The organism is Streptomyces phaeochromogenes (genome assembly GCF_001418655.1).
Lineage (GTDB): Bacteria > Actinomycetota > Actinomycetes > Streptomycetales > Streptomycetaceae > Streptomyces > Streptomyces phaeochromogenes.
Genome location: NZ_LIQZ01000343.1, coordinates 1 through 21,454, shown reverse-complemented (window position 1 = coordinate 21,454; position 21,454 = coordinate 1). Strand labels below are relative to the sequence as shown.

Here is a 21,454-nt window from a genome sequence, read left to right as displayed (position 1 = left end):
CGCCCAAGGGCCCTTGGGCGGCTTCGTTTGGTTCATCGGGCGGACCAGAGGTAGATGCCTGCTATGTGGAGTCCGGCCACAGCCACTGCGGCAGCTCTTACGATCTGGCTCCGAACATGATCGACGGGAATGCCCCGTAGCTGAGCCGACGACGTGCTCCTCGCTGCCCGTGTCGTCAAGGATCTGCACCCTCACAACATCGATCGCCCCCCGGCTATGAGGGGCGGAGAACGGGATCGATCTCTGCCAGGCTTTCGTACAGGCGACGGGCGCCCCGGGCAATACGATCGTCGGTGTCGCCCGACATCTCCTCGCAGAGCCGCAGCGCCTCGTCCAGATCGTCCGAGAAGATGCTGAAGACATCGACGATCGCGGTGTGGATGTAATCGGCGTGGTTGTCGTTGGCGACTGCCAGTGCGGACGCGACGATCGTCAGTCCGACCCTGTCCTTTCGCCGAAGCAAGCCCTCCGCGGTCCGCCGGGTGACGAAGGTGTCACCACGGTCAAGCACAAGGGCCAGCAGTAGCTCCACGGCCTCCGGCATCTCGGCGAACCCTGCCAGGCTGTGACCGGCATCCGCCCGGTCACGCCAGTCATCGCTTCGCCCGAGTTCGCCAAGCGTCACGACCACCGCACGCCGCAGGTCGCTGACCACGGAATCGCCTGCCCCTTCCCAAGATTACGGTCAAAATATCACCGAGGCGCCTTACCGGATGATCGCCAGAACAGGTCCTAAGTGGTCGTTGTCGTACCGAGCGTGGTGAGCATGGGTTCGAATGCGGCGGCTCGGCTGGGTGATCTTCTTCTGGCCGGCCATAAAGCAGGGTTTGCTGCACAGTTCTTAGGGTGTTGAAGGTTCTGACGGCGGGTGAATATGTGAGCAGTGCCGCTCAACTCGTGTGCCTTTGCCGGTAGCGGCAATGGGAGGTGACCGCCAGCGTCACCAGGCAGCCGGTCAAGACGACCACGCAGGTGAACAGAAGTGGATTGACCCAACTGCTCACGAGTTCCTTCTGCTCACCATCGTCCCAGTAGCAGGCGGCCTGCGGTGGGAAAACACTGCTCTCGTGGCGGTCGAAGTGGACGACGGGGCGCCTGTCGAAGAAGTCGGGACATGCATGCGACGGGAAGGCGAAGAAGGCCTGAAGCCAGCCAAGCAGGTAGCACAAGGTTCCCGTGGCGGTGGAGGCCTTGAGCAGGCCGAGAAGACGTCGGCCTTTCTGGACTCGCACGAAGGCCAGCCCGAAGCTCACAAAGAGCACCCCCAGAATCCAGGAAGCCATCAGGCTGTACCGCCCGCGAGCCACCTGGCGTGGTTGCACTGCATCCTTGCCTGAGAGGGCGGTGTCGTGCCGATCATGGTGAGCATGAGTTCGAGTATGGCGGCTCAGTCGGGTGATCTTCTTGTGGTCGGGGCATGAGGGCAGGGCCTCCTGCACAGCTCGGTGGGTGTCTACGCCAACTCGAGCACCAGGAGGCCCTGTTGCCGCATTTATTCGTCACTGCGGAGGCGGAGTCCACTTCGGCCACTCTCCCGTGTGACTGTCTTGCGCACCGGTTCGGGAACGCCGCCGACCACGGGGTACGTGAGCGCCGGTTCCCACGGACATGTCGGACGCAGAGTGGGCGGCCGTTCTACCGCTGCTGCCGGTGCCGGGCTGGATGCGGGGCCGGGGTGGGCAGCCGGAGGCGTACTGCCACCGCGCGATGCTCGACGCCATTCGCTACCTGGTCGACAATGGGATCAAGTGGCGGGCGATGCCGACAGACTTCCCGCCCTGGGACCGCGTCTACGCCTTCTTCCGCCGCTGGCGCGACCACGACCTGGTGCGGGAGTTCCACGACCGGCTTCGCGGACAGGTACGGATTCGTCTGGGCCGGGGCGCGGAGCCGACGGCCGGCGTGATCGACTCGCAGTCGGTCAAGGCAGACGCCGTGGTCGGCGCCGACAGCCGGGGTTTCGACGGCGGCAAGCTGGTCAACGGCCGCAAGCGGCACGTCGTGGTCGACACGCTCGGCCTGCTGCTCGGCGTGATGGTCACCAGAGCGGATGTCGGCGATCGCGCCGCCGCCCACGTCCTGCTCGGGCAGGTGGCCGCCGCGCATCACCTCCTGGCCCTCGTCTGGGCGGACGGAGGCTACACCGGCCCACTGATCGAGCACTGTCTGGCCGCGTTCGCGCTGGTGCTGGCCATCGTGAAACGCAGCGACGACGTGAAAGGGTTCGTGGTGCTGCCCAAGCGGTGGATCATCGAACGCTTTTTCGCTCACTTGATGCGCACCCGCCGCCTGGTCCGCGACGTCGAACGACGAACCGCCAGCGCTGAGGCGATGATCTACTGGTCATGATCCTGCTCATGACCCGCCGCCTGGCCAGGCCACACTCTGGGCAAGCGTGAACTGGCCAGGCGTCGGCTCGGCCAGCCAGCCGCGGGCAACCAGGCGCTTCGCCTTCGACCGTAAAGCCTCCACCCTCGCCGGCACCACATCCATCCCGAACACCGACGCCATCTCCTGGCAGGTCAGCGGCCCCTGCCCCAGCCGGACCCGGTCCGCGAGGACCCGCACGATGCGCTGATAGTCGACCGACAGCACCGAGCAAGCCATCTGCTCGCGCCATACCGGCACCTGCGACTTCGGCTTCGCGACATTCCCCGGCGCCGGCCGGGTGTCCGTGTCCCGCACATCCGCTCCGGCCTGCGACTCGGTGGCCGCACCGCTGCTGGGAGCCAGGACCGTGTCGACCCGCCGCCGGGCGATCACCCACTCCTGCCACTCCTCCTCGGCCGCGGCCAATTCGGCCTGGATACGATCGGCTTCCCCGCGCAGCGCGTCGACCCGACGCCGAGCAGCGAGCTCTTGTTGTTCCAGCAGTCCAACGACCGACGGCATGCGCAGCCTCCCCGGGAACGGCAACGTGACAGGCCACTACTCCCACAGAACCGCCGCCCCTACCCCTGACCAGCCAGAACGCGTCAATCACGTCCGGAAAGACAACAGCCTCTTAGCTTGTTCTTTAACCTCCGTCCGGCCCTGGCAGGGTGGGCGGCAGGCCTGAGCGTGAGTGGTCGAATCGGGATGCGCCGATCTGCGGGGCAGCTGCATACTCAGCGCATGGCCTTGCTCTCCGGTCGGTTCCGGGATCCGCGCAGTACCGAGTACGACTTCATCAGCTTGATCATTGTGCGGTGCCCTGGTTGCGAAAAGGCCGCTCGTGTCGTTCCAGCGCCCGAAGACTCCAATCCCGGAGGTCGGATCCTGTTCAGGCCTCGACGTCTGGTCTGCCGTGGCTGCGGACTGTCACGGATGTGGAGCGGCCGTCTTGTCACGCTCTCCCGTGGCACAGCTCAACCCGCGACGGATCCGTACTTCGGTATGCCGTTGTGGTTCCAGGTTGAGACCCGGCATGGGTGGTTGTGGGCGTACAACCTCGAACATCTCGACCTGATCCGCCGTTTCGTAAGAGCGTCGCTGCGAGAACGAGCGCCCTGGTACGACACCGGACAAAAGATGACCTTGGTGGCCCGCCTTCCGGCATGGATCAAGCGAGCGAAGAACCGAGATGAGATCCTGCGGGCCGTCAGCCGGATCCACGTCTCACTGGCTGTCGCCTGACCGGCTTACCAGCGTCCGAACGGCACTCGAACTTGATCTCTGGTTGCGCCGTTCAGTGAACGTGCGAGAGGCCTCCGCCCGATCATGTGCTCTGACCAAAGAGGCGCTTGACCAGTTCGAAGGCCGTGAGGGTGAGTCTGCTGCCTGATGCTGTTCCGGCCGAGGCGTTCGCGAACGCCTCGCGCTTTCGGGACGACTTTTTCGACTGTCTGACCACGCGTAGGGACGAACTGTTCGAGCTGGTAGACGCGTTGCTATGTGCGGACGGGCCGGTTACCTCGCCGGTGGACCTCACGCTGACAGCTGAGCATCGGCGCGGGCACGGCGCGATGTACGCCGCGCTGAACGGCGGGAACGTCGATGTGCCGCGGCTGCGGCAGGTGCTGGCTGGGCTGCCGCAGCCCGAGGCCGCCGACGGACGCCTGGTCCTGGCGGTGGATGTCACCCACTGGCTCCGGCCGGACGCGCCGACCAGTGCGGACCGCTTGTTCTGTCATGTCTACGGCCGTAGCGGACGCTCGTCGGACCAGTTTGTGCCTGGCTGGCCCTACTCGTTCGTCGTCGCGCTGGAGACGGGCCGGACCTCGTGGTGCCAGATCCTGGACGCGCTGCGGCTGGGGCCGGCCGATGATGTCGCCGAGGTCACCGCGGCCCAGGTCCGCCGGGCGGTCGAGAATCTCATCGACACGGGCCGTTGGCACGCGGGTGATCGAGACATCCTGATTGTCTTCGATGCTGGCTACGATGCTCCGCGCATGGCCTATCTGTTGGAAGGGCTGCCGGTGGAGGTCCTCGGGCGGATGCGCACGGACCGTGTGATGCGCAAGCCAGTCCCGGTGCCGTGGATCTCACCGCCACAGGGCGGGCGCCCGCCGAAGCACGGCAAGGAGTTCCGCTTCGCCAAGTCTGACACCTGGGGCGAGCCTGATGCCGCGACGGTGCAGGCCACCGACCGCTATGGCACCGCTTGCGCGATGGCCTGGGACCGCATCCATCCTCGTTTGACCACTTGCTCCGCGTGGATCGACCACACCAGTGAACTCCCTGTCATCGAGGGCACGTTGATCCGTCTGCAGGTCGACCGCCTGCCCGGTGGCCACGATCCGCTCCCCGTCTGGCTGTGGTCGTCGGCCACCAGTCTGTCGGGCGAGGGCGTCGACCTGCGCTGGCAGGCGTTCCTGCGCAGATTCGACCTGGAACACACCTTCCGGATGATCAAGCAGACGCTGGGCTGGACCCGCCCAAAGCTTCGCACCCCCGAGGCGGCGGACCTGTGGACCTGGCTGATAGTCGCGGCCCACACCCAACTTCGCCTCGCTCGGCCGCTGGCCGCGGACCTCCGACGTCCCTGGGAGAAGCCGACCGAGCCCGGCCGACTCACTCCCGCCCGGGTCCGCCGGGGGTTCAGGAACCTCCGCCCGAACTTGCCCTGCCCGGCCCGTGCACCGAAACCCAACCGGCCCGGCCCCGGCAGACTGCTCGGCTCGAAGAACCGTCATCCCGCCACCCGCTACGACGTGGGCAAAACGGCCAGGCGGCCCGAGACCATCGCCGAACGTGACCAGCTCAGACCATAAAGAACAAGCTTAGTTGGCGGTGTGCAGCTTCGCGGCAGTGGCCGCTGTGATGGCCTCGGCCGTGACGTCGGGGGCGGTCTCGACCAGGAGCAGGCCGTTGTCGGTGACGTCGATGACGCCGAGGTCGGTGATGACGCGGTGGACGCAGGCCTTGCCGGTGAGGGGCAGGGTGCACTCGTCGAGGATCTTGGAGCTGCCGTCCTTGGCGGTGTGTTCCATGAGGACGATGACGCGCTGGGCGCCGTGGACGAGGTCCATGGCGCCGCCCATGCCCTTGACCATCTTGCCGGGGATCATCCAGTTGGCGAGGTCGCCGGTGGCGGAGACCTGCATGGCGCCGAGGACTGCGGTGCTGATGTGGCCGCCGCGGATCATGCCGAAGGAGAGCGAGGAGTCGAAGATGGAGGCGCCAGGGAGGACCGTGACGGTTTCCTTGCCCGCGTTGATGAGGTCGGGGTCGACCTCGTGCTCGCGGGGGTACGGACCGGTGCCGAGGATGCCGTTCTCGGAGTGCAGGACGACGTGCACTCCGGGTGGGAGGTGGCCGGGGATCAGGGTGGGCAGGCCGATGCCGAGGTTGACGTAACTGCCGTCGGTCAGCTCGGCGGCGGCGCGGGCGGCCATCTGGTCGCGGGTCCAGCTCATGCTCGTACGGTCCCTCGTGTCGAAGACGCGGAGATACGAAGGTGCTCGATGTGTTTGTCGGTGGCTTGGGTGGGGGTGAGGGCCACGACCCGCTGGACGAAGATGCCGGGGACGTGGATCGCGTCGGGGCCGAGGGCGCCCCGTTCGACGAGTTCCTCGACCTCGGCGATGGTGACGCGGCCCGCCATGGCGGCGAGCGGGTTGAAGTTGGCGGCGGCCTTGTTGAAGACCAGGTTGCCGTGTGTGTCGCCGCGCCAGGCGCGGACGAGGGCGTAGTCGGTGGTAATGCCGTGTTCGAGGATGTGGTCGCGACCGCCGAAGGTGCGGGACTCCTTCGCCGGGGAGGAGACGGCGATGCTGCCGTCGGCCGCGTAGCGCCAGGGCAGACCGCCGTCGGCGACCTGTGTGCCCACGCCCGCCGGGGTGTAGAAGGCCGGGATGCCGGCGCCGCCGGCTCGCAGTCGCTCGGCGAGGGTGCCCTGCGGGACGAGTTCGACCTCCAGTTCACCGCTGAGGTACTGGCGGGCGAACTCCTTGTTCTCCCCGACGTAGCTGCCCGTCACGCGGCTGACGCGGCCCTCGGCGAGGAGAACGCCCAGCCCCTGGCCGTCGATGCCGCAGTTGTTGGAGACGACCTTCAGGCCGGTGGCGCCCTGGGCGTGCAGGGCGTCGATGAGGGTGGCCGGTATGCCGGACAGGCCGAAGCCGCCGACTGCCAGCGAGGCCCCGTCGGGGATGTCGGCGACCGCCGCGGCGGCGCTCGCGCTGACCTTGTTCACGTATGGGTCCTTTCAGTCGGAGGTCAGGCAGAGACAGAGGTCAGGCACAGGTCAGTCGGAGGCCGGCCGCAGGGCGTCGGAGATGGACTTGGCGCCGCCGTGTGCGGTGAAGCCGCCGTCGACGGGAATCTCGGCGCCGGTGATGAAGGACGCGTCGTCGGAGAGGAGGAAGACCACCAGCGGGGTGATCTCGTCGACGGTGCCGGTGCGGGCCAGCGGCGTCTCGCGGATGTTCGCCTCGCGGAAGGCGGGCGCGGCGGAGGCGGTCATCTCGGTCTCGATGAAGCCGGGATGGACGGTGTTCACGCGGATGCCCCGCGGGCCCAGCTCGACACAGGCCGTCTTCGACAGGCCGCGCAGCGCCCACTTGCTGGCCGTGTACGCGACCGGGTAGTGCCCGGTGAGCCCGGCGGCCGAGCCGACGTTGACGATCGACGAACCCGGCGGCATCAACGGCGCCAGGTGCTGGATGCCCAGCAGCGGACCGGTGACGTTGACCGCGTGGACGCGGGCGAAGTCCTCGGCCGTGACCTCGTCGAGCCGCGCGCGCCAGGTGATGCCGGCGTTGTTGACCAGGCCGTGGACCTCTCCGTACTGGCATCGCAGCCCTTCGGTGAGCTCCGCCCACTCCGCCGCCTCGGTGACGTCCAGGCGCAGGCAGCCGGGAGCCTCGGTCACATCGGTGGCGACGACCACTGCCCCCGCCCGCGCCAGCGCCTCGGCCTCGGCGGCGCCCTGCCCGCGCGCGGCTCCGGTGACGACGACGACCTTGCCGTCCAGCCCGTTCACGGGCGCGACCGCGGGCGCTTGCGGGCCCTGGGGAGGACCGGTACCGGTCCGGAGCCGGGCACGACGGTGTTGGAGACGGTGCCGATGCCCTCGACGGTGAGGGTGACGGTGTCGCCGGGCTTCAGCGGCGGCGGATCCTGTCGGCCCCGTACGCCCCACAGCTCGGCCAGGCACCCGCCGTTGCCGCAGGTACCGGAGCCGAGGACATCGCCGGGGCGGACGTATGTGCCGCGCGAGGCGTAGGCGACCATCTCCTCGAAGGTCCAGCTCATGTTGGACAGCAGGTCCTTGCCGACCACCTCGCCGTTCACCGAGGCGGTCAGCGCCAGCCGCAGGAAACCGTCCGTGTCCCGGTGCGGCTCCAGCTCGTCGGCGGTGACCAGGTACGGGCCGAGGGTGGCGGCGGTGTCCTTGCCCTTGCAGGGGCCCAGCCCGACCCTCATCTCGGCGGATTGGAGGTCGCGGGCGGACCAGTCGTTGAAGATCGTGTAGCCGACGATGTGGTCGCGGGCCTGCTCGGGCGTCAGGTCGCGGCCCTCGACACCTATGACGGCGGCGACTTCGAGTTCGAAGTCCAGGACCGAGGAGCCGGGCGGCACGGGCACGTCGTCGTGCGCGCCGATGACGGCGTAAGGATTGGTGAAGTAGAAGGTCGGCGCGTCGTACCAGGCGTCGGGAACCCCGGCCGCGTTGTCGATGCTGCGCCGCATGCCCTCGACGTGCTCCTCGAAGGTGACGAAGTCCCGTACGGACGGCGGCTGCAGAGGCGGCAGCAGCCGCACCTGCGAGACATGCGGGCCGTCCGGCACGTCCGGCGTGGCGTTGCCCGCCTCACGCAGGGCCGCGGGGCCCGCCCGGAGCAGATCGAGCAGCGAGGCGCGGCCGGGGACGGGGCGGAGGGTGCCGTCGTCGTCGACGGTGGCGACACTGCGGCGGCTGTGGTGTTCGTACGTGGCGAAGCGCATGGCGGTCCTGGGGTGTGGCGTAGGAGGGGACCGGGGGTGCGGGGGGAGTCAGGCATGGACTTTCCGCGCCCCCGGAGCAGAGGGGAATCAGACCGGCGGGGCGACGAAGACGCCGCGGTCGACGTCGTTGAAGGACTCCTTGACGACCAGCTCGTTCATCGCATTCGCCGTGCCCCACTGGTCGGTGACCTCGGGCTGGGAGAAGTCGTAGACGTGCGGATGCCAGGTGTCCTCGTCGAGTTCCTCCAACTCCGTTGTGTACTCGATGGTGTTGCCGTGCGGGTCGAGGAAGTACGTGAAGGTGTTGTCGCCGGCCATGTGCCGGCCCGGGCCCCAGATCTTGCGGGCGCCGGAGCGCATCACGCGGCCCGAGCCGCGCATGTACTCGTCCAGGCCGCGCATCTCGAACGAGACGTGGTGCAGGGAGGTGTGCGGGCCCTTGGCGATGGCCATCGAGTGGTGCTGGTTGCTGATCCGCATGAAGTGCATGACGTCGCCCATGTGCGGATGGCCGAGCGTGTCGGACAGCCGGAAGCCGAGGTGGCGCTCGTACCAGGCGCGGGTGGCGTCCAGGTCGGGGGAGTTGAGGACGACGTGCGAGAGGCGGACCGGGATGGCCTCCTTCTCCTCGACACGCCGGTGCTGCCGGGCCCCGACCTCGGCCGAAACCTCGATGGTGCGGCCGTCGCCGTCGAAGAAGCGGAAGCCGTAGCCGCCGCCGGGGGTGTCGACCTTGCCCGGCTGCGAGATCAACCGCACGCCGTCCGCGAGGAGTTGCTCGGCGAGTGTGTCCACGTCGGCGGCCGAGGCGGCACCGTAGGACACGAGGTCGAGCCGCTTCTCGTCGGCCTTGCGCAGCCGTACGACGTACTGCTCGGGGCTGCCTTCCGCGGCCAGGAAGGAGATGCCCGAGTCCTCGGCGACCTTGGTCAGGCCCCAGACTCCGGCGTAGAAGTCGAGCTGCTTGTCGTAGTCGGGCACGGCGAGGTCGACGTGCCGCAGGTGGGTGAGCAGACGGTTGGGGAGTGCGTCGGTCATGTCGGGGCTCCTCAGGAGAGGCGCAGCAGCGCTGCCGCGTTGCCGCCGCGTACGGCGTGGAAGTGGTGGTCGGGCAGGTCCGTGGCGGCGCGCAGCGCGCCGACCGGGTCCTGGGTGCCCATGTCGAAGGGGAAGTCAGAGCCGAGCAGGACCCTGTCGGGGCCGGCCACCCGGATCAGTTCGCGCAGGACGTGCGGGTCGTGGACGAGCGAGTCGAAGTACAGCCGCTTGAGGTAGCTGCTCGGCTCCAACGCGCAGCCCCGCGTGTCCGGTCTGGCCCGCCAGGCGTGGTCGGAGCGGCCGATGTGGGTGGGCAGATAGCCGCCGCCGTGCGCGGCTATCACCTTCAGACCGGGGTGTCGGTCCAGCACGCCGGAGAAGATGAGGTGGGAGAGCGCGACGGCGTTCTCGGTGGGCTGGCCGACCGTGTTGGACAGGTACCAGCGGTCCAGGCGCTCGTCGAGCGTGCAGCCGAAGGGGTGCAGGAAGAGCACGGCGCCGGTGTCCTCGACGCGCGTCCAGAAGGGTGCGTACGCCGGGTCCGACAGCTCCAGGCCGGGCGCGTGCGAGGAGATCTCCACGCCGAGCAGCCCCTGCGCGAGGGCGTGGTCCAGCGCCTCCACGGCCAGCGCCGGATGCTGGAGCGGCACCAGACCGAGGCCGAGGAGCCGTTCGGGGGCCTGGGCGACGTGGGCGGCGGTGCCGGTATTGGCCAGTTCCCACACCGTGCGGGCGAGGTCCTCGTCGGCCCAGTAGTGGTAGTGCGACGGGGACGGCGAGACCAGTTGGACGTCGACGCCGGAGGCGTCCATCGCGGTGAGCCGGGCCTTGACGTCGGTCAGCAGAGGGATACGGTCGCGGACCATCGGGCCGCTGACGGCGAGCGCGTCGGGGCCGTTGCGGCGGGCGTCGAGACTGCGGGCGGCGGCCAGCCCGGGGTGTCCGGCGACGGCATTCTCGACCTGCGGAAGCAGGACGTGCGCGTGGACGTCGATGGTGGCGGTCGCCGGGGTGACGGCTTCCCGGGTGTCCGGGGCCGTCACGGGGTCTCCTTCAGGACGGACATCGTGCGGCCGATCAGGCCGGGCACGTCGGCGTCACGGACACCGTCGAGCTGCCACTGGCCGAGCTGCATCGAGGCCTCGACGACCATGCGGACACGGTCGATGCGGCGCTGGTGGTAGCGGGTCAGCAGGTCGTCGAGGGAGCTGAGGGAGTCCCATGACTCCTCCGCGCTCAGCAGTTCGGCCAGTACGGAGGCGTCCTCCAGCGACATGGCCGCGCCCTGCGCGAGGGTGGGCGGGCAGGCGTGGGCGGCGTCGCCGACCAGTACGACCCGGCCGCGGTGCCAGGGCCCTTCGACGAGCAGCCGGTCGAACCAGGTGTAGTTGACCTCGGCCGGGTCGGTGATGCTCGCGGCGATCTCGGGCCAGGCGCCGCCGTACGGGGCTGCCAGGCATCGCATCTCGTCGGCGAACGAGGCCGGGTCGATCGAGGCGCGGTCGCGGTTGGCCTCGACGAGATAGGCGTAGATGGTGTTCTCGCTGGTGGGGCAGTAGCCGGCGATGTAGCAGGGTCCGCCGTAGGCCAGGTCCGTGCGTTTCACGCTCGCCGGGCGGGGTGCGGCGACGCGCCAGATGGCCATGCCGGTCGGCTCGGGTTTGTCGCCGATGCCGATCATCGCGCGGGTCCGGGAGCTGAGGCCGTCGGCGGCGATGACGAGGTCGTAGCGGCCCTCGGTGCCGTCGCTGAAGCGGGCGGTGACGCCCGCCTCGTCCTGGAGCAGATCGTCGGCGGTGGTGCCGAGGCGGACCGTCGCACCACTGACCAGGACCGCCTCGCACAGGATCTCCTGGAGCCGGGGCCGTTGCATGCCGATGGTCGCGGGCAGGTCCTCGCCGCCGGTACGGATGTCCTGCTGGACGTGGAACACGTGGCCGTCGGGCGTGGCCAGGCCCACGGAGTTGAAGGCGTAGCCGCTCTCCTGGACCTTGTCCCACACGCCCAGCTTGCGCAGTACGCGCAGCGCGTTGCCCTGGAGTGTGATGCCGGAGCCGAGGACGTTCCAGTCGGACTTGGCCTCGATCAGGTCCACGGTGATGCCCGCTCGCCGCAGCAGCACGGTCACGGCGTTGCCGGAGGCGCCGCCGCCTATGACGAGGACGGTGCGGGGGCGGGGGTCGGTCATGGGGTCTCCCTGCGGTGGGGCCGCGCGACTTCGAGCGGCAGGGGTGGTGGTGCGGGCCGGATGGGTGTGGCTGTCGGGGCTGCCCACGCGGCCGGTCCGGGGTGTTACTTGACGGCGATCGGGTTCACGGGGGAGCCGACGGCTCCGGTGATGGGCAGCGGAGCGGCGGTGAGCCAGAACTCGTAGCGCCCGTCGGCCGCGCAATGTTCGGCCAGGGCGTCGAGGTCCCACATCTCGCCTATGAGCAGGCCGATGTTGGGGATGGCGACCTGGTGCAGCGGCTGGAAGGCGTTCTCGAACTCGTTGGGCCGGACCTCGAAACCCCAGGTGTCGGTGGCGATCCCGGCGATCTCGCTGCCGTGCAGCCAGCCGGCGGTGGTGAAGCTCAGCCCGGGCGAGGGACCGCCCGCGTACTCGCCCCATCCGTCGCGCCTGGCGCGGGCCAGCCGTCCGGTGCGGACGAGGACGAGGTCGCCGCGGCCGACGGTGACGCCGTGCGCCTCGGCAGTGGCGGTCAGGTGCTCCTCGGTGATGGCGAAGCCGTCGGGCAGTTCGCCGCCCTGGCCGACGACCAGGCCCACGTCGAGGAGGACGCCCCGCCCGGCCACGTACGGCGCCATGTGCTCGATGCCGGTGACGAGGTCGCCGTCGGAGGTGACGACTTTCTCGGCTGCCCGCCCGTTCCATGCCTTGCCGTGGTCGAAGATGTGGCCGAGGCCGTCCCACTGGGTGGAGCACTGCAGCGGCATCGCGATCACGTCGTCCGCACCGCCGATGCCGTGCGGGAAGCCCTGGTTGCCCAGGGCCGCGTCGGTGCCGGTGTCGAGCATGGTGTGCACCGGATTCGTACGCCGCCGCCATCCCTTCTGCGGGCCGTTCATGTCGAAGCGCTGGGAGAGCGAGAAGCTGACGCCGTCGCGGACGAGGGCCGCGCCCTCGCGGCGCTTCCCGGCGTCCAGGAAGTTGAGCGTGCCGAGGACGTCGTCCTCGCCCCAACGGCCCCAGTTGGAGTACGCCTTGGCGGCCTCGGTGATCGCGCCCACGGCGTCTTTCGCGTCAGGCACAGTGGCGCGGTCGCTCACGATGTCTCCTCCGCGACGCAGTGGGTGCGCTGGGCGCCGAGCCCGGTGACGGATCCGTCCATCACGTCGCCGTCGCGCAGCAGCCGGCCCCAGTGCATGCCGTTGCCGGCCGGACTGCCGGTCAACACCAGGTCGCCGGGCAGGAGTTGGGCGGTCTGGGAGATGTACGAGACCATCCGCGCCACGCCGAAGATCATGTCCTTGGTGGACTCGTCCTGCATGGTGTCGCCGTTGAGTTTCAGGGTGACCCGCAGGTCGGACGGGTCGGCGATGGACCCGGCCGGGACGATCCAGGGGCCGAGCGGGGTGAAGCCGGGAGCGTTCTTGCAGCGCAGCCAGTCGGTGCCGATGGCGGGCATGTCGCGACGGAAGACGGTGGCCCGGTCGGTGAGGTCGTTGGCGATGGTGTAGCCCGCGACGTGTTCAAGGGCCTCTTCGACCGTGACCCGGTAGGCGGGGCGGGAGATCACCGCGGCCAGCTCCAGCTCCCAGTCGGGCTTCTTGGCCCAGGAGGGCAGTACGACGTCGTCGTAAGGGCCCGCGATCGTGGTCGGCAGGCCGATGAAGACATACGGAAGGTCCTCGGCGGCCCGCTTGTCCATGATCGCCGCGATCTCGGCGCGAGCCTCCTCGACGGTGCGCGGGTCGTCCTGGGCGCGGTGCGCGACCTCCAGGTCGATCACATGCTGCCGGTAGTTGGCGCCGGACTGGAAGATCTGCCGGGGCTCGAGGGGCGCGTGCACGGACAGGCCGTCCAGCGGCAGCCAGTCACCGGCCGGATCGCCCGCGAAGCCGTGCAGGCGCGGCAGTTCCGCCTCCCAGCGCTCCAGGAGGGTGAGGGCGGTCAGGGCGGGTTCGTCCAGCGCCGTACGCAGGTCGAGCACGCGGCCGTCCGGCACCACGAGACCGGGGAACGCGGCCCCGCCCGGAGCGGAGAGAGTGCCGATGGCCAAGGGGCCGGCGAAGAGGGGCGCCGACGAGGCTGCGGATTTCACGGAGATGTCCTCCCGATTGCGGTGCCACTAATCTGGCGCGTAAATTGCGATCGGGGAAATCGATTCTCTGGATGCCATGTATCCAGGAGACGAATACCCAGGCCCGCAGTCTCCTCCTCCGTACCGGGATGTCGCGTGAACCTGGCCAGCCTGGACCTCAACCTCGTCGTCGCCCTGCGCGCCCTCCTTGAGGAGCGCAACGTGACCGTCGCGGGCCGGCGCATCGGGCTCAGCCAGCCCGCCATGAGCGCCGCCCTGGCCCGGCTGCGCCGCCACTTCGACGACGACCTGCTCTCCCGGGTCGGCGGACACTACGAACTGACCGCCCTCGGCCTGGCCCTCCTCGACCGCGCCGCCACCGCCTGCGACCTGCTCGAACGCGTCTTCACCAGCCAGGCGGTGTTCGATCCCGCCCATGAGGAGCACGAGTTCACCCTGCTCGCCTCCGACTACGCGGTGGCCGTCTTCGGCGCCGAACTCGCCCGCGTCGTCCACACCGAGGCGCCGGGGATCCGGCTGCGCTTCAGGCAGTCCCCGACGGACATCACCGAGAACACGGGGGCGCTGCTGAGCACCGCCGACGGGCTGCTGCTGCCGCACGGCATCATCGGCGACTTTCCCGCCGTGGAGCTCTACCGGGACCGCTGGGTCTATCTCGTCGCGGACGACAACCCCGAGGTCGGCGAGCAGCTCACCCTCGACGACCTGGCCCGGCTGCCGTGGGTGACGTACCAGCGCACGTACGACGCGCCCGCCGCCCGCCAGATCGGCATGCTCGGGATCGAGCCGCGCGTCGAGGTCTCCGTCGACAGCTTCCAGCTGATGCCCCTCCTGGTCGCGGGCACCCGCCGGGTCGCCCTGATCCAGGGGCATCTCGCCGACCGGCTGGACGGACTCGTCCCCGTACGGGTCATGGAACCGCCCTACGACGCCGTGCCACTCCGGGAAGCCCTGTGGTGGCACCCGGTCCACACGCACGACGCGGCGCACATCTGGCTGCGGGAGACGGCGGCGCGGGTCGCGGAGACCATCCACGGCAAGGATGATCGCGATCCGGCAGATCGATCGGACAGAGACTAGGCAGGGCTGGGCCGCTCACTCATAGTCGACCCCAGTTCCTCCGCACGCTCCTCTTCCCGGGGTGTCTGTTCCCCGGTGGCGTGCCGTCCTCCCCAACCTCGCCACGTGGAGTTCCCGCATGCCCGCTTCCATGCCTGTGCCCCCGCCCGCTCACGTGGAACCGGTGCCGCCACCCGGTGCGATCCTTCCGACGTCCGGTGCCGCACACCGGCTGCGCGTCACTCTCCTCATGGCCGGCAGTTGTCTGCCGATCCTCGGGGCCGTCCTCATCGCCCCCGTGCTGCCCAAGATGCAGGACCACTTCGCCGACGTGCCCGGTGCGACCGCCCTGGTCCCGATGGCCCTCACCGTCCCGGCCCTGGCGCTGGGCCTGCTGGCACCCTTCGCGGGCGTCATCGTCGACCGGCTCGGCCGCAAGCGCCTGCTGATCGTCGCGACCGTGCTGTACGCGGTCTTCGGCACTGCCCCGCTGTGGCTGGAGTCGCTGGGCGCCATCGTGGCCAGCCGCGCCCTGGTCGGTATCGCCGAGGCCGCCATCATGACCTGCTGCACCACGATGATCGGCGACTACTACAGCGGCCGGGTGCGGGACCGCTACCTCGCCCTCCAGACCATGTGCGCCTCCGCCTCCGCGACCGCGTTCTTCGTCATCGGCGGTGCCGCGGGGTCGGCCGGCTGGCGGACCCCGTTCTGGATCTACGCCGTCAGCCTGCTCATCGCCCCTCTCATGGCCATCGGGCTGCCGAAGCCGACCGCGGCCACCGGTGCCGCCGTCGAGGACGGGGATGGAGCCGGAGAGAGTACGGACACCGCGGTCACGCCGAAGCGCTCCTTCCCCTTCCGGCAGCTGGCCGGGATCTGTGGACTCACCGTGTTCGGGGCCCTCGTCTTCTACACAGTCCCGGTGGAGATGTCCTACCTGCTGGACGACCTCGGCGTGACGGCGACCAGCGTGATCGGGCCGGCCACAGCGATCGCCAGCGCCGCCACCGTGGCCGGCGCGATCACCTTCACCAAGCTGCGCGGGACCCCGGGGCCCCGGCTGCCACTCGTCTTCGCCCTGTGCGCGGCCGGGTTCGCGGTGATGTGGCTCGCCAACAGCGCGCCGCTGCTGATCCTCGGCGCCGTACTCAACTGCCTCGGCACCGGTCTCCTGCTCCCTTCCCTGCTCACCATCGCCATGTCCAAGCTGGACTTCGCCGACCGCGGCCGTGGCACCGGCCTGTGGACCGCGTCTTTCTTCATCGGCCAGTTCATCTGCCCGCTGGTGCTGATCGCGGCCAAGTCCGCCCTCGGCACCCTGGCCGCCGCCGTCGGCCTGCTCGGCCTGGCCTCGGCCTTCGTCGCGGCAGGGCTGTTCCTGACTACCCGGCGCAGGACCGCGGTCGTCGCACCGCTGCCCCTGTAGCAGGAAGCCGCCCGCGACGGGCGAGCTGAGGGCGGCGCTGTCCGGTACCCCCAGGTGCAGGCAGTGAGGCCGGTTTGCAGACCAGCGGGAAGCCGACCTGCGCGGTTTCCAGGGCTTGATCGCATTTGTCCACATGGATGATGCCGGCGTGGTCCACTCCGGCGCGGTCTTGGCGGATTCGGCGACCGCCTTTGTCGATCTTGTTTGGTCGGGCAGTCCGGTGCGGTTGGGTTCCGTCTCCCGGGGAGGCAGAGGAGGGCTGCAATGTCGCTGCGCCCTGTGCCTGCCCGGTGCATCCCGGAGGCCACCGTGCGGGTCGGTACCGCTGAACGAGTATTCGCCGATGCGGAAACCCTGACCCCGGCGATGCGGGAGGTCGTCGGCACCGACCGCCGCATCGCCGCCGTCGACCGCGTGTTCAACGGCACCAATAAGGGCGTCTACCGCGTCATGCTGGACGACCCCACGAGCACATCGTCTATGTCTGGAACCCTGTCTGATCCCTGCGAAGAGTGCTGCGGCCATGGTCACGTCGGCCCCTGTCGCGCCATGTCCGCCCGGGCGGACATGGCGCGACAGCAGGGACAGGAGCGGGGCCAACGGCGCAGCAGCAGGGCGGCGATCAGGAGCCGGAAGACGCTCGGTCCGGGGAGGGCGAAGACGCGGATGGCGGCGCCGAGCACGACGCCGGGCAGGGTGCCCAGCACCAGGCGCCGGGCGAGGTCGCCGCGCAAGGCGCCGTCGCGGCGGTAGCGCCACAGGGCTCCGGGCTCCGGGTCCGACGACGTTGTACAGCAGGTTGGTCGGAGTGACCGCGGGGTTGGGCACGCCGAAGACGATGGGGAGGAGAAATACCGCTCCGGACACGCCGACCGGGGCGGTCACGGTCGCGATCAGCAGGTCGGCGGCCAGCCCTCCCACCCATGTCCAGTCCCCCGTTGCCGCCGCCGGTCGATCGCCTGGCCAATATCAGTGCCCGGGACGATGGTGAGGGCGACCTGCAACGAGATGTTCATGGGCCGCAGGCGCAGCCGGGCCCACAGCCGCACGCGTCCGCGTCGCTGTTCGACGGGGCGCTCGCGGCAGCCGGCTACGGCCGCGCCCGCGGTCCGTCGGCCCCAGGCCCGGCGCCCATCACGCGGTACATGCCGATCGACGCGTGCGCGGCGGTGTCGGCGAAGCCGAGGCGAATGAGTCGTAGAAGCGGGCCGCTGGGAGCTGCGGCGGCTGGTGGTGTGGCAACGCGACCCCGAACAGGGAGGCCTTGTGCGGAGGTACCGCAATGGGGATCATGAGGCCGCCGCCCGCGAAGGCAGCACCTGAATACTGCTCAACTCATATGGCTACAAAGGAGTTTGCGTGAGGTTATGGATGCGCTCGGGGGCCGTGGCGGTTGCCGCCGCGCTGGCCCTGGGCATGGCGCCCGGGATCAGACCCGGCCTGTCGGCCGCGGCGGAGACCGCACCGGCGGGAGGTACGGCGCACAGTGGCGGCCGCACCGTCACCCTGATCACCGGGGACACGGTGACGACCGACGGTGCGGGGCGGGTCACCGGGGTCCGGGCGGGTGAGGGACGCGAGGACATCGCGATCTCGGTCCACCGCTACCAGGACCGCAACTACGTGATCCCGGGGGACGCGGTGCGGCCGCTGGCCGAGGGCACCGTGGACCGGCGGCTGTTCGACGTGACGGAGCTGCTCGCCTCGGACAACGGCGACACACGGCGGAACTCGACGCCGCTGATCGTGACCTACCGTACGGCCGGTGAGGCATCGGCGAAACGGGAACTCGCCGCCGCCGACGCGGACGTCGAGCGGAACCTGCCGGTGATCAACGGCCAGGCGGTCGAGGTGTCCGGGTCCGACGCCTCGCAGGTGTGGAACGCGCTCACGGACGCCGGTACGGGCGCCAGGGCGGGTGCCACCCGGATCGCCTCCGGCATCGAAAAGGTATGGCTGGACGCCGCCCGGACGGCGAGCCTGGACCAGAGCGTGCCGCAGATCGGCGCGCCCACGGCATGGGCCTCCGGCCACGACGGCAAGGGCGTCACCATCGCCGTACTGGACACGGGCGTGGACCAGACCCACCCGGATCTGGCCGGCCAGGAGATCGCCGAGAAGAACTTCGGCTCCTCGCCGGACAACGTGGACCGGGTCGGCCACGGCACCCATGTCGCCTCCACCGCGGCCGGTTCCGGCGCCAGGTCCGGCGGCCGTTACAAGGGTGTCGCCCCCGGCGCGAAGATCCTCGACGCCAAGGTCCTCAACGACAGCGGATCGGGCTCCGAGTCGGACATCATCGCCGGTATGCAGTGGGCCGTCGACCAGAATGCCAACGTTGTCAACCTCTCCCTGGGCGGCACCGACACCGCGGGCACCGACCCGCTGGAAGAGGCCGTCAACACCCTGTCCGCCAAGACCGGAACACTGTTCGTGATAGCCGCCGGCAACGAGGGGCCCGGCGTCGGCACCGTCGGCTCTCCCGGCAGCGCGGCCGCCGCGCTCACCGTCGGCGCGGTGGACAAGCAGGACCGGATCGCCACCTTCTCCAGCGTGGGCCCCACCCAGGACGGCTCCCTGAAGCCCGACCTCACCGCGCCGGGCCGGTTCATCGTCGCAGCCAAGGCGGCCGAGGGCACGATAGGCACCCCCGCCGGCGACGGATACGTCTCCCTCAACGGCACCTCGATGGCCACCCCGCATGTCGCGGGCGCCGCGGCCATCCTCGCCCAGCGGCACCCCGACTGGACCGGGCAGCAGCTCAAGCAGGCCCTCGTCTCCTCCACGAAGCCCACGGCCGGCCTGACCGCGCAGCAGCAGGGCACCGGGCGGGTGGACGTCGCGAAAGCCGTCGGACAGACGGTGAGCAGTGAGGCGTCGTCCGTCGGCTTCGGCGCACAGCAGTGGCCGCACACCGACGACACTCCGCTGACCAAGAAGATCACGTACCGCAACACCGGCACCTCGGCGGTCACCCTCCGCCTGGCCGTCCAGGCGACCGACGCCGACGGAAAGCCCGCTCCCCGGGGGCTGTTCACCGTTTCGCCGAAGCGCGTCACCGTGCCCGCGGGCGGCACCGCCTCCGTGGACGTGACCGCCGACACCCGCACCGTACCGGCGGGAGGCGACTACTCGGGCGCTCTGGTCGCCACCGGCGGCGGCCAGAGCGTACGCACCGCCCTGGCGGCCGACGCCGAGGTGGAGTCGTACGACCTGACGTTGAACGTCCTCGACGGCAACGGCGACCCGGCGTTCTTCCCGTTCATCATCCTCTACGGCCTGGACAGCCCGGCCCTGCTGTGGAACCAGCCGGGCACCGACGGCATCGCGCGATTCCGCGCGCCGAAGGGGGCGTACAACGTCTTCGCCCTTGTCACCACCTGGAGTGGTGCGGGCGCGGGGACGGCGGAACTGGTGCAGCCGCGGCTGTCGCTGACCGCGGACACCCGCACGGTCCTGGACGCCCGTGAGGCCAAGCCGGTCTCGCTCACCCCACCGGACCCTGACGCCACGTCCAACGGCGCCTACGCCTCGTACATGATGCGCGCGGCCGGGTCGGGTCTCGCCGTGGGCATTCTGACCGGCAGTGACTTCTCGCGGCTCAGGATCGCCCGGTCCGGCGCCTCGGCATCACCCGCCGACGGTTTCGAGGCCCAGGTCGGCGCCACCTTCAGCAAGGGCACCGACACCGCGTACGACCTGCTGTACACCAGATCCGGCTCGTTCTTCGACGGCTTCTCGCACACGACAAGTACGAGCGAACTCGCGCGCGCGGACATCAGCGCGGGCGCTCCCGCGGCGGGCAAGACGGGCAGTGTCGGGGCCACCTGGTACTCGCCGTTCGACGAGGGCTACAGCGTCGCCGCCACTGACTTCGCCCTCCCGGGGCGTCAGCGGCACTACGTCACCGTGCCCAAGAACTACACCTGGGGCTTCGACTTCCTGCAGAAGGGCGCGGACGACGGCCACGAGACGTACCAGAGCAGCGCGGGCCGGACGTACCGGGCCGGACGGAGCTACTCGGAGACCTTCAACACCGGAGTGTTCGGGCCCAGCCTGGCCGAAGGACCGGGTGGCGGAGGCGTGTCGCGTACCGGTGACGACCTGAAGATATGTCTGCCGCAGTTCACCGACGGCTCCGGCCATGTCGGCGACTCCGTGACCGGGACGGCCAAGGTCACCCTCACCTCGGGCGGCGTCCCCTACCTGTACCGCACATCGAGCGCACTGGAGAGGAAGTACCTGCGCTGCCGGCCCGTCACCACGCTCCCCGCGGCACGGCAGTCCTACCGCCTCACCTCGGAGTTCTCCCGGCCTGCCGAGGTCTCCGGGGTCAGCACCCGGGTCAGCGCCTCCTGGACGTTCGTCTCCGGCCGTGTGTCCGGCACGCGTGAGGCCGTACTGCCGCTGTCCTCGGTCCGCTTCGCCCCCGAACTGACGTCAGCCAGCACGGCGAAGGCGGGCACCCGTCTGACGGTACCGCTCGTCGTCGAGGGCGCGGCGGCCACGCGGGGAGTGAAGGCGCTCACGGTCGAGGTCTCGTACGACGCGGGGGCTACCTGGCGGAAGACGGACGTCCGTTCCTCCGGGAGCACGCGCCAGGTGACGCTGACCCACCCCGCGGACGCCGGGTCCGTCTCCTTCCGAGCCCGTCTGACGGACACGGGCGGGAACACACACACGGTGACGATCACCGACGCGTACCGCCTGACACGCTAGGTCCTGTCTGGAGTTCGGATCACGACTGCGGTGCGATGCTGCGGAGCCAGAGCATCGCACCGCACAGATGCAGTCCGGCCTCGTAGCTCTCCGGGGTCTTGTCGAAGCGGAACGCGATGCATCGCCAGTTCCGCAGCCGGTCGATGCATCGCTCCACGGTGTTGCGCTCGTTGTACAAGGCGTGTCGCGGCTGACCGGGCGACCGCCATTCGAACCGCGCTTCTTGCGATTGGCGGCCCGGTCCACCTTCTCCGGGATCACCGCCCGGATCCCGCGACGCTGCAGGCAGCGGCGGTTGCGGCGGCAGGAGTGCGCCTTGTCAGCGGCCACTGCGTCTGGTCGGGTCCGGGGACGCCCGACCGGCCCGGGCACCTTCACTCGCTCCAGGACCGCAACGAACTGCGGGCTGTCGCCGGCCTGTCCGGGCGTGAGCACGAACGCCAGCGGACGGCAGCGCCGGTCGGCCGCCAGATGGATCTTGCTGGTCGGCCCTCCCCGGGAACGCCCCAGTCCAGCGGCCTTCAAGCGGGCCCGGTGCCGGCGGCGGACCCGCCGACGCTCGGCGCGCGCCGAG

18 protein-coding genes and 2 pseudogenes are annotated in these 21,454 nt (G+C 69.9%); 6 read left to right on the top strand and 14 right to left on the bottom strand.

Going from position 1 to position 21,454, the window contains the following annotated elements:
• Window positions 1–214: 214 nt before the first annotated feature.
• Window positions 215–655 carry a hypothetical protein gene (locus AOK17_RS36865; RefSeq protein WP_245697605.1) on the bottom strand — a complete coding sequence of 147 codons (441 nt, stop codon included), beginning with the start codon at window positions 653–655 and terminating at the stop codon, window positions 215–217.
• A 235-nt stretch (window positions 656–890) separates the two neighbouring features.
• Window positions 891–1,439, bottom strand: coding sequence for a hypothetical protein (locus AOK17_RS36860; RefSeq protein WP_245697603.1), 549 nt, complete (start codon window positions 1,437–1,439; stop codon window positions 891–893).
• 169 nt (window positions 1,440–1,608) lie between these two features.
• Between AOK17_RS36860 and AOK17_RS36855 the strand changes: the two genes are divergently transcribed.
• The gene (locus AOK17_RS36855; RefSeq protein WP_055616957.1) at window positions 1,609–2,349 is read left to right on the top strand and encodes an IS5 family transposase; all 741 of its coding nucleotides are present in this window, start codon (window positions 1,609–1,611) and stop codon (window positions 2,347–2,349) included.
• 6 nt (window positions 2,350–2,355) lie between these two features.
• Here the strand turns inward: AOK17_RS36855 and AOK17_RS36850 are convergent, their stop codons facing one another.
• The gene (locus tag AOK17_RS36850) at window positions 2,356–2,892 is read right to left on the bottom strand and encodes a hypothetical protein (protein ID WP_055616956.1); all 537 of its coding nucleotides are present in this window, start codon (window positions 2,890–2,892) and stop codon (window positions 2,356–2,358) included.
• Window positions 2,893–3,114: 222 nt separating this feature from the next.
• On the opposite strand from AOK17_RS36850, the gene AOK17_RS36845 reads away from it, so the two are divergent.
• Both AOK17_RS36845 and AOK17_RS36840 read left to right on the top strand, forming a co-directional pair.
• On the top strand, window positions 3,115–3,615 hold the full coding sequence (locus AOK17_RS36845) for a hypothetical protein (protein ID WP_055616959.1): 501 nt from the start codon (window positions 3,115–3,117) through the stop codon (window positions 3,613–3,615).
• Between the two features lie 131 nt (window positions 3,616–3,746).
• Entirely contained in the window at window positions 3,747–5,192 is a 1,446-nt protein-coding gene (locus AOK17_RS36840) for an NF041680 family putative transposase (RefSeq protein ID WP_055616958.1), read from the top strand.
• A gap of 9 nt (window positions 5,193–5,201) precedes the next feature.
• Here the strand turns inward: AOK17_RS36840 and AOK17_RS36835 are convergent, their stop codons facing one another.
• The 9 genes from AOK17_RS36835 to AOK17_RS36795 form a co-directional block, all read right to left on the bottom strand.
• The gene (locus AOK17_RS36835) at window positions 5,202–5,837 is read right to left on the bottom strand and encodes a CoA transferase subunit B (RefSeq protein WP_055616955.1); all 636 of its coding nucleotides are present in this window, start codon (window positions 5,835–5,837) and stop codon (window positions 5,202–5,204) included.
• The gene (locus tag AOK17_RS36830) at window positions 5,834–6,616 is read right to left on the bottom strand and encodes a CoA transferase subunit A (RefSeq protein ID WP_055616954.1); all 783 of its coding nucleotides are present in this window, start codon (window positions 6,614–6,616) and stop codon (window positions 5,834–5,836) included. Before AOK17_RS36830 ends, AOK17_RS36835 begins: the two co-directional genes overlap by 4 nt.
• 51 nt (window positions 6,617–6,667) lie before the next feature.
• Window positions 6,668–7,405 (bottom strand): SDR family NAD(P)-dependent oxidoreductase, encoded by a 738-nt coding sequence (locus AOK17_RS36825; RefSeq protein ID WP_055616953.1) that lies wholly within the window; start codon window positions 7,403–7,405, stop codon window positions 6,668–6,670.
• Complete coding sequence (locus tag AOK17_RS36820; protein WP_055616952.1) at window positions 7,402–8,370, bottom strand: fumarylacetoacetate hydrolase family protein; 969 nt, start codon at window positions 8,368–8,370, stop codon at window positions 7,402–7,404. Before AOK17_RS36820 ends, AOK17_RS36825 begins: the two co-directional genes overlap by 4 nt.
• Before the next feature lie 87 nt (window positions 8,371–8,457).
• Complete coding sequence (locus tag AOK17_RS36815; RefSeq protein WP_055616951.1) at window positions 8,458–9,408, bottom strand: VOC family protein; 951 nt, start codon at window positions 9,406–9,408, stop codon at window positions 8,458–8,460.
• 11 nt (window positions 9,409–9,419) lie between these two features.
• On the bottom strand, window positions 9,420–10,451 hold the full coding sequence (locus tag AOK17_RS36810) for an amidohydrolase family protein (RefSeq protein ID WP_055616950.1): 1,032 nt from the start codon (window positions 10,449–10,451) through the stop codon (window positions 9,420–9,422).
• Window positions 10,448–11,596: an FAD-dependent oxidoreductase gene (locus AOK17_RS36805; RefSeq protein ID WP_055616949.1), complete on the bottom strand. Its 1,149-nt coding sequence runs from the start codon at window positions 11,594–11,596 to the stop codon at window positions 10,448–10,450. Before AOK17_RS36805 ends, AOK17_RS36810 begins: the two co-directional genes overlap by 4 nt.
• 104 nt (window positions 11,597–11,700) lie before the next feature.
• Window positions 11,701–12,678 (bottom strand): cyclase family protein, encoded by a 978-nt coding sequence (locus AOK17_RS36800; RefSeq protein WP_055616948.1) that lies wholly within the window; start codon window positions 12,676–12,678, stop codon window positions 11,701–11,703.
• On the bottom strand, window positions 12,675–13,679 hold the full coding sequence (locus tag AOK17_RS36795; protein WP_079053482.1) for a fumarylacetoacetate hydrolase family protein: 1,005 nt from the start codon (window positions 13,677–13,679) through the stop codon (window positions 12,675–12,677). The genes AOK17_RS36800 and AOK17_RS36795 overlap by 4 nt, the downstream gene beginning before the upstream one ends.
• A 129-nt stretch (window positions 13,680–13,808) precedes the next feature.
• On the opposite strand from AOK17_RS36795, the gene AOK17_RS36790 reads away from it, so the two are divergent.
• On the top strand, window positions 13,809–14,753 hold the full coding sequence (locus AOK17_RS36790) for a LysR family transcriptional regulator (protein WP_055616946.1): 945 nt from the start codon (window positions 13,809–13,811) through the stop codon (window positions 14,751–14,753).
• A gap of 118 nt (window positions 14,754–14,871) precedes the next feature.
• Complete coding sequence (locus AOK17_RS36785) at window positions 14,872–16,161, top strand: MFS transporter (protein WP_055616945.1); 1,290 nt, start codon at window positions 14,872–14,874, stop codon at window positions 16,159–16,161.
• A 605-nt stretch (window positions 16,162–16,766) separates the two neighbouring features.
• Here AOK17_RS36785 and AOK17_RS36780 read toward each other — a convergent pair.
• Window positions 16,767–17,082, bottom strand: a pseudogene (locus AOK17_RS36780) (TSUP family transporter); the annotation flags it as partial.
• Between the two features lie 438 nt (window positions 17,083–17,520).
• Between AOK17_RS36780 and AOK17_RS36775 the strand changes: the two are divergent.
• Complete coding sequence (locus AOK17_RS36775; protein ID WP_157881476.1) at window positions 17,521–20,880, top strand: S8 family serine peptidase; 3,360 nt, start codon at window positions 17,521–17,523, stop codon at window positions 20,878–20,880.
• Between the two features lie 19 nt (window positions 20,881–20,899).
• On the opposite strand, the pseudogene AOK17_RS52805 reads toward AOK17_RS36775, so the two are convergent.
• Window positions 20,900–21,454, bottom strand: a pseudogene (locus AOK17_RS52805) (IS5 family transposase); the annotation flags it as partial.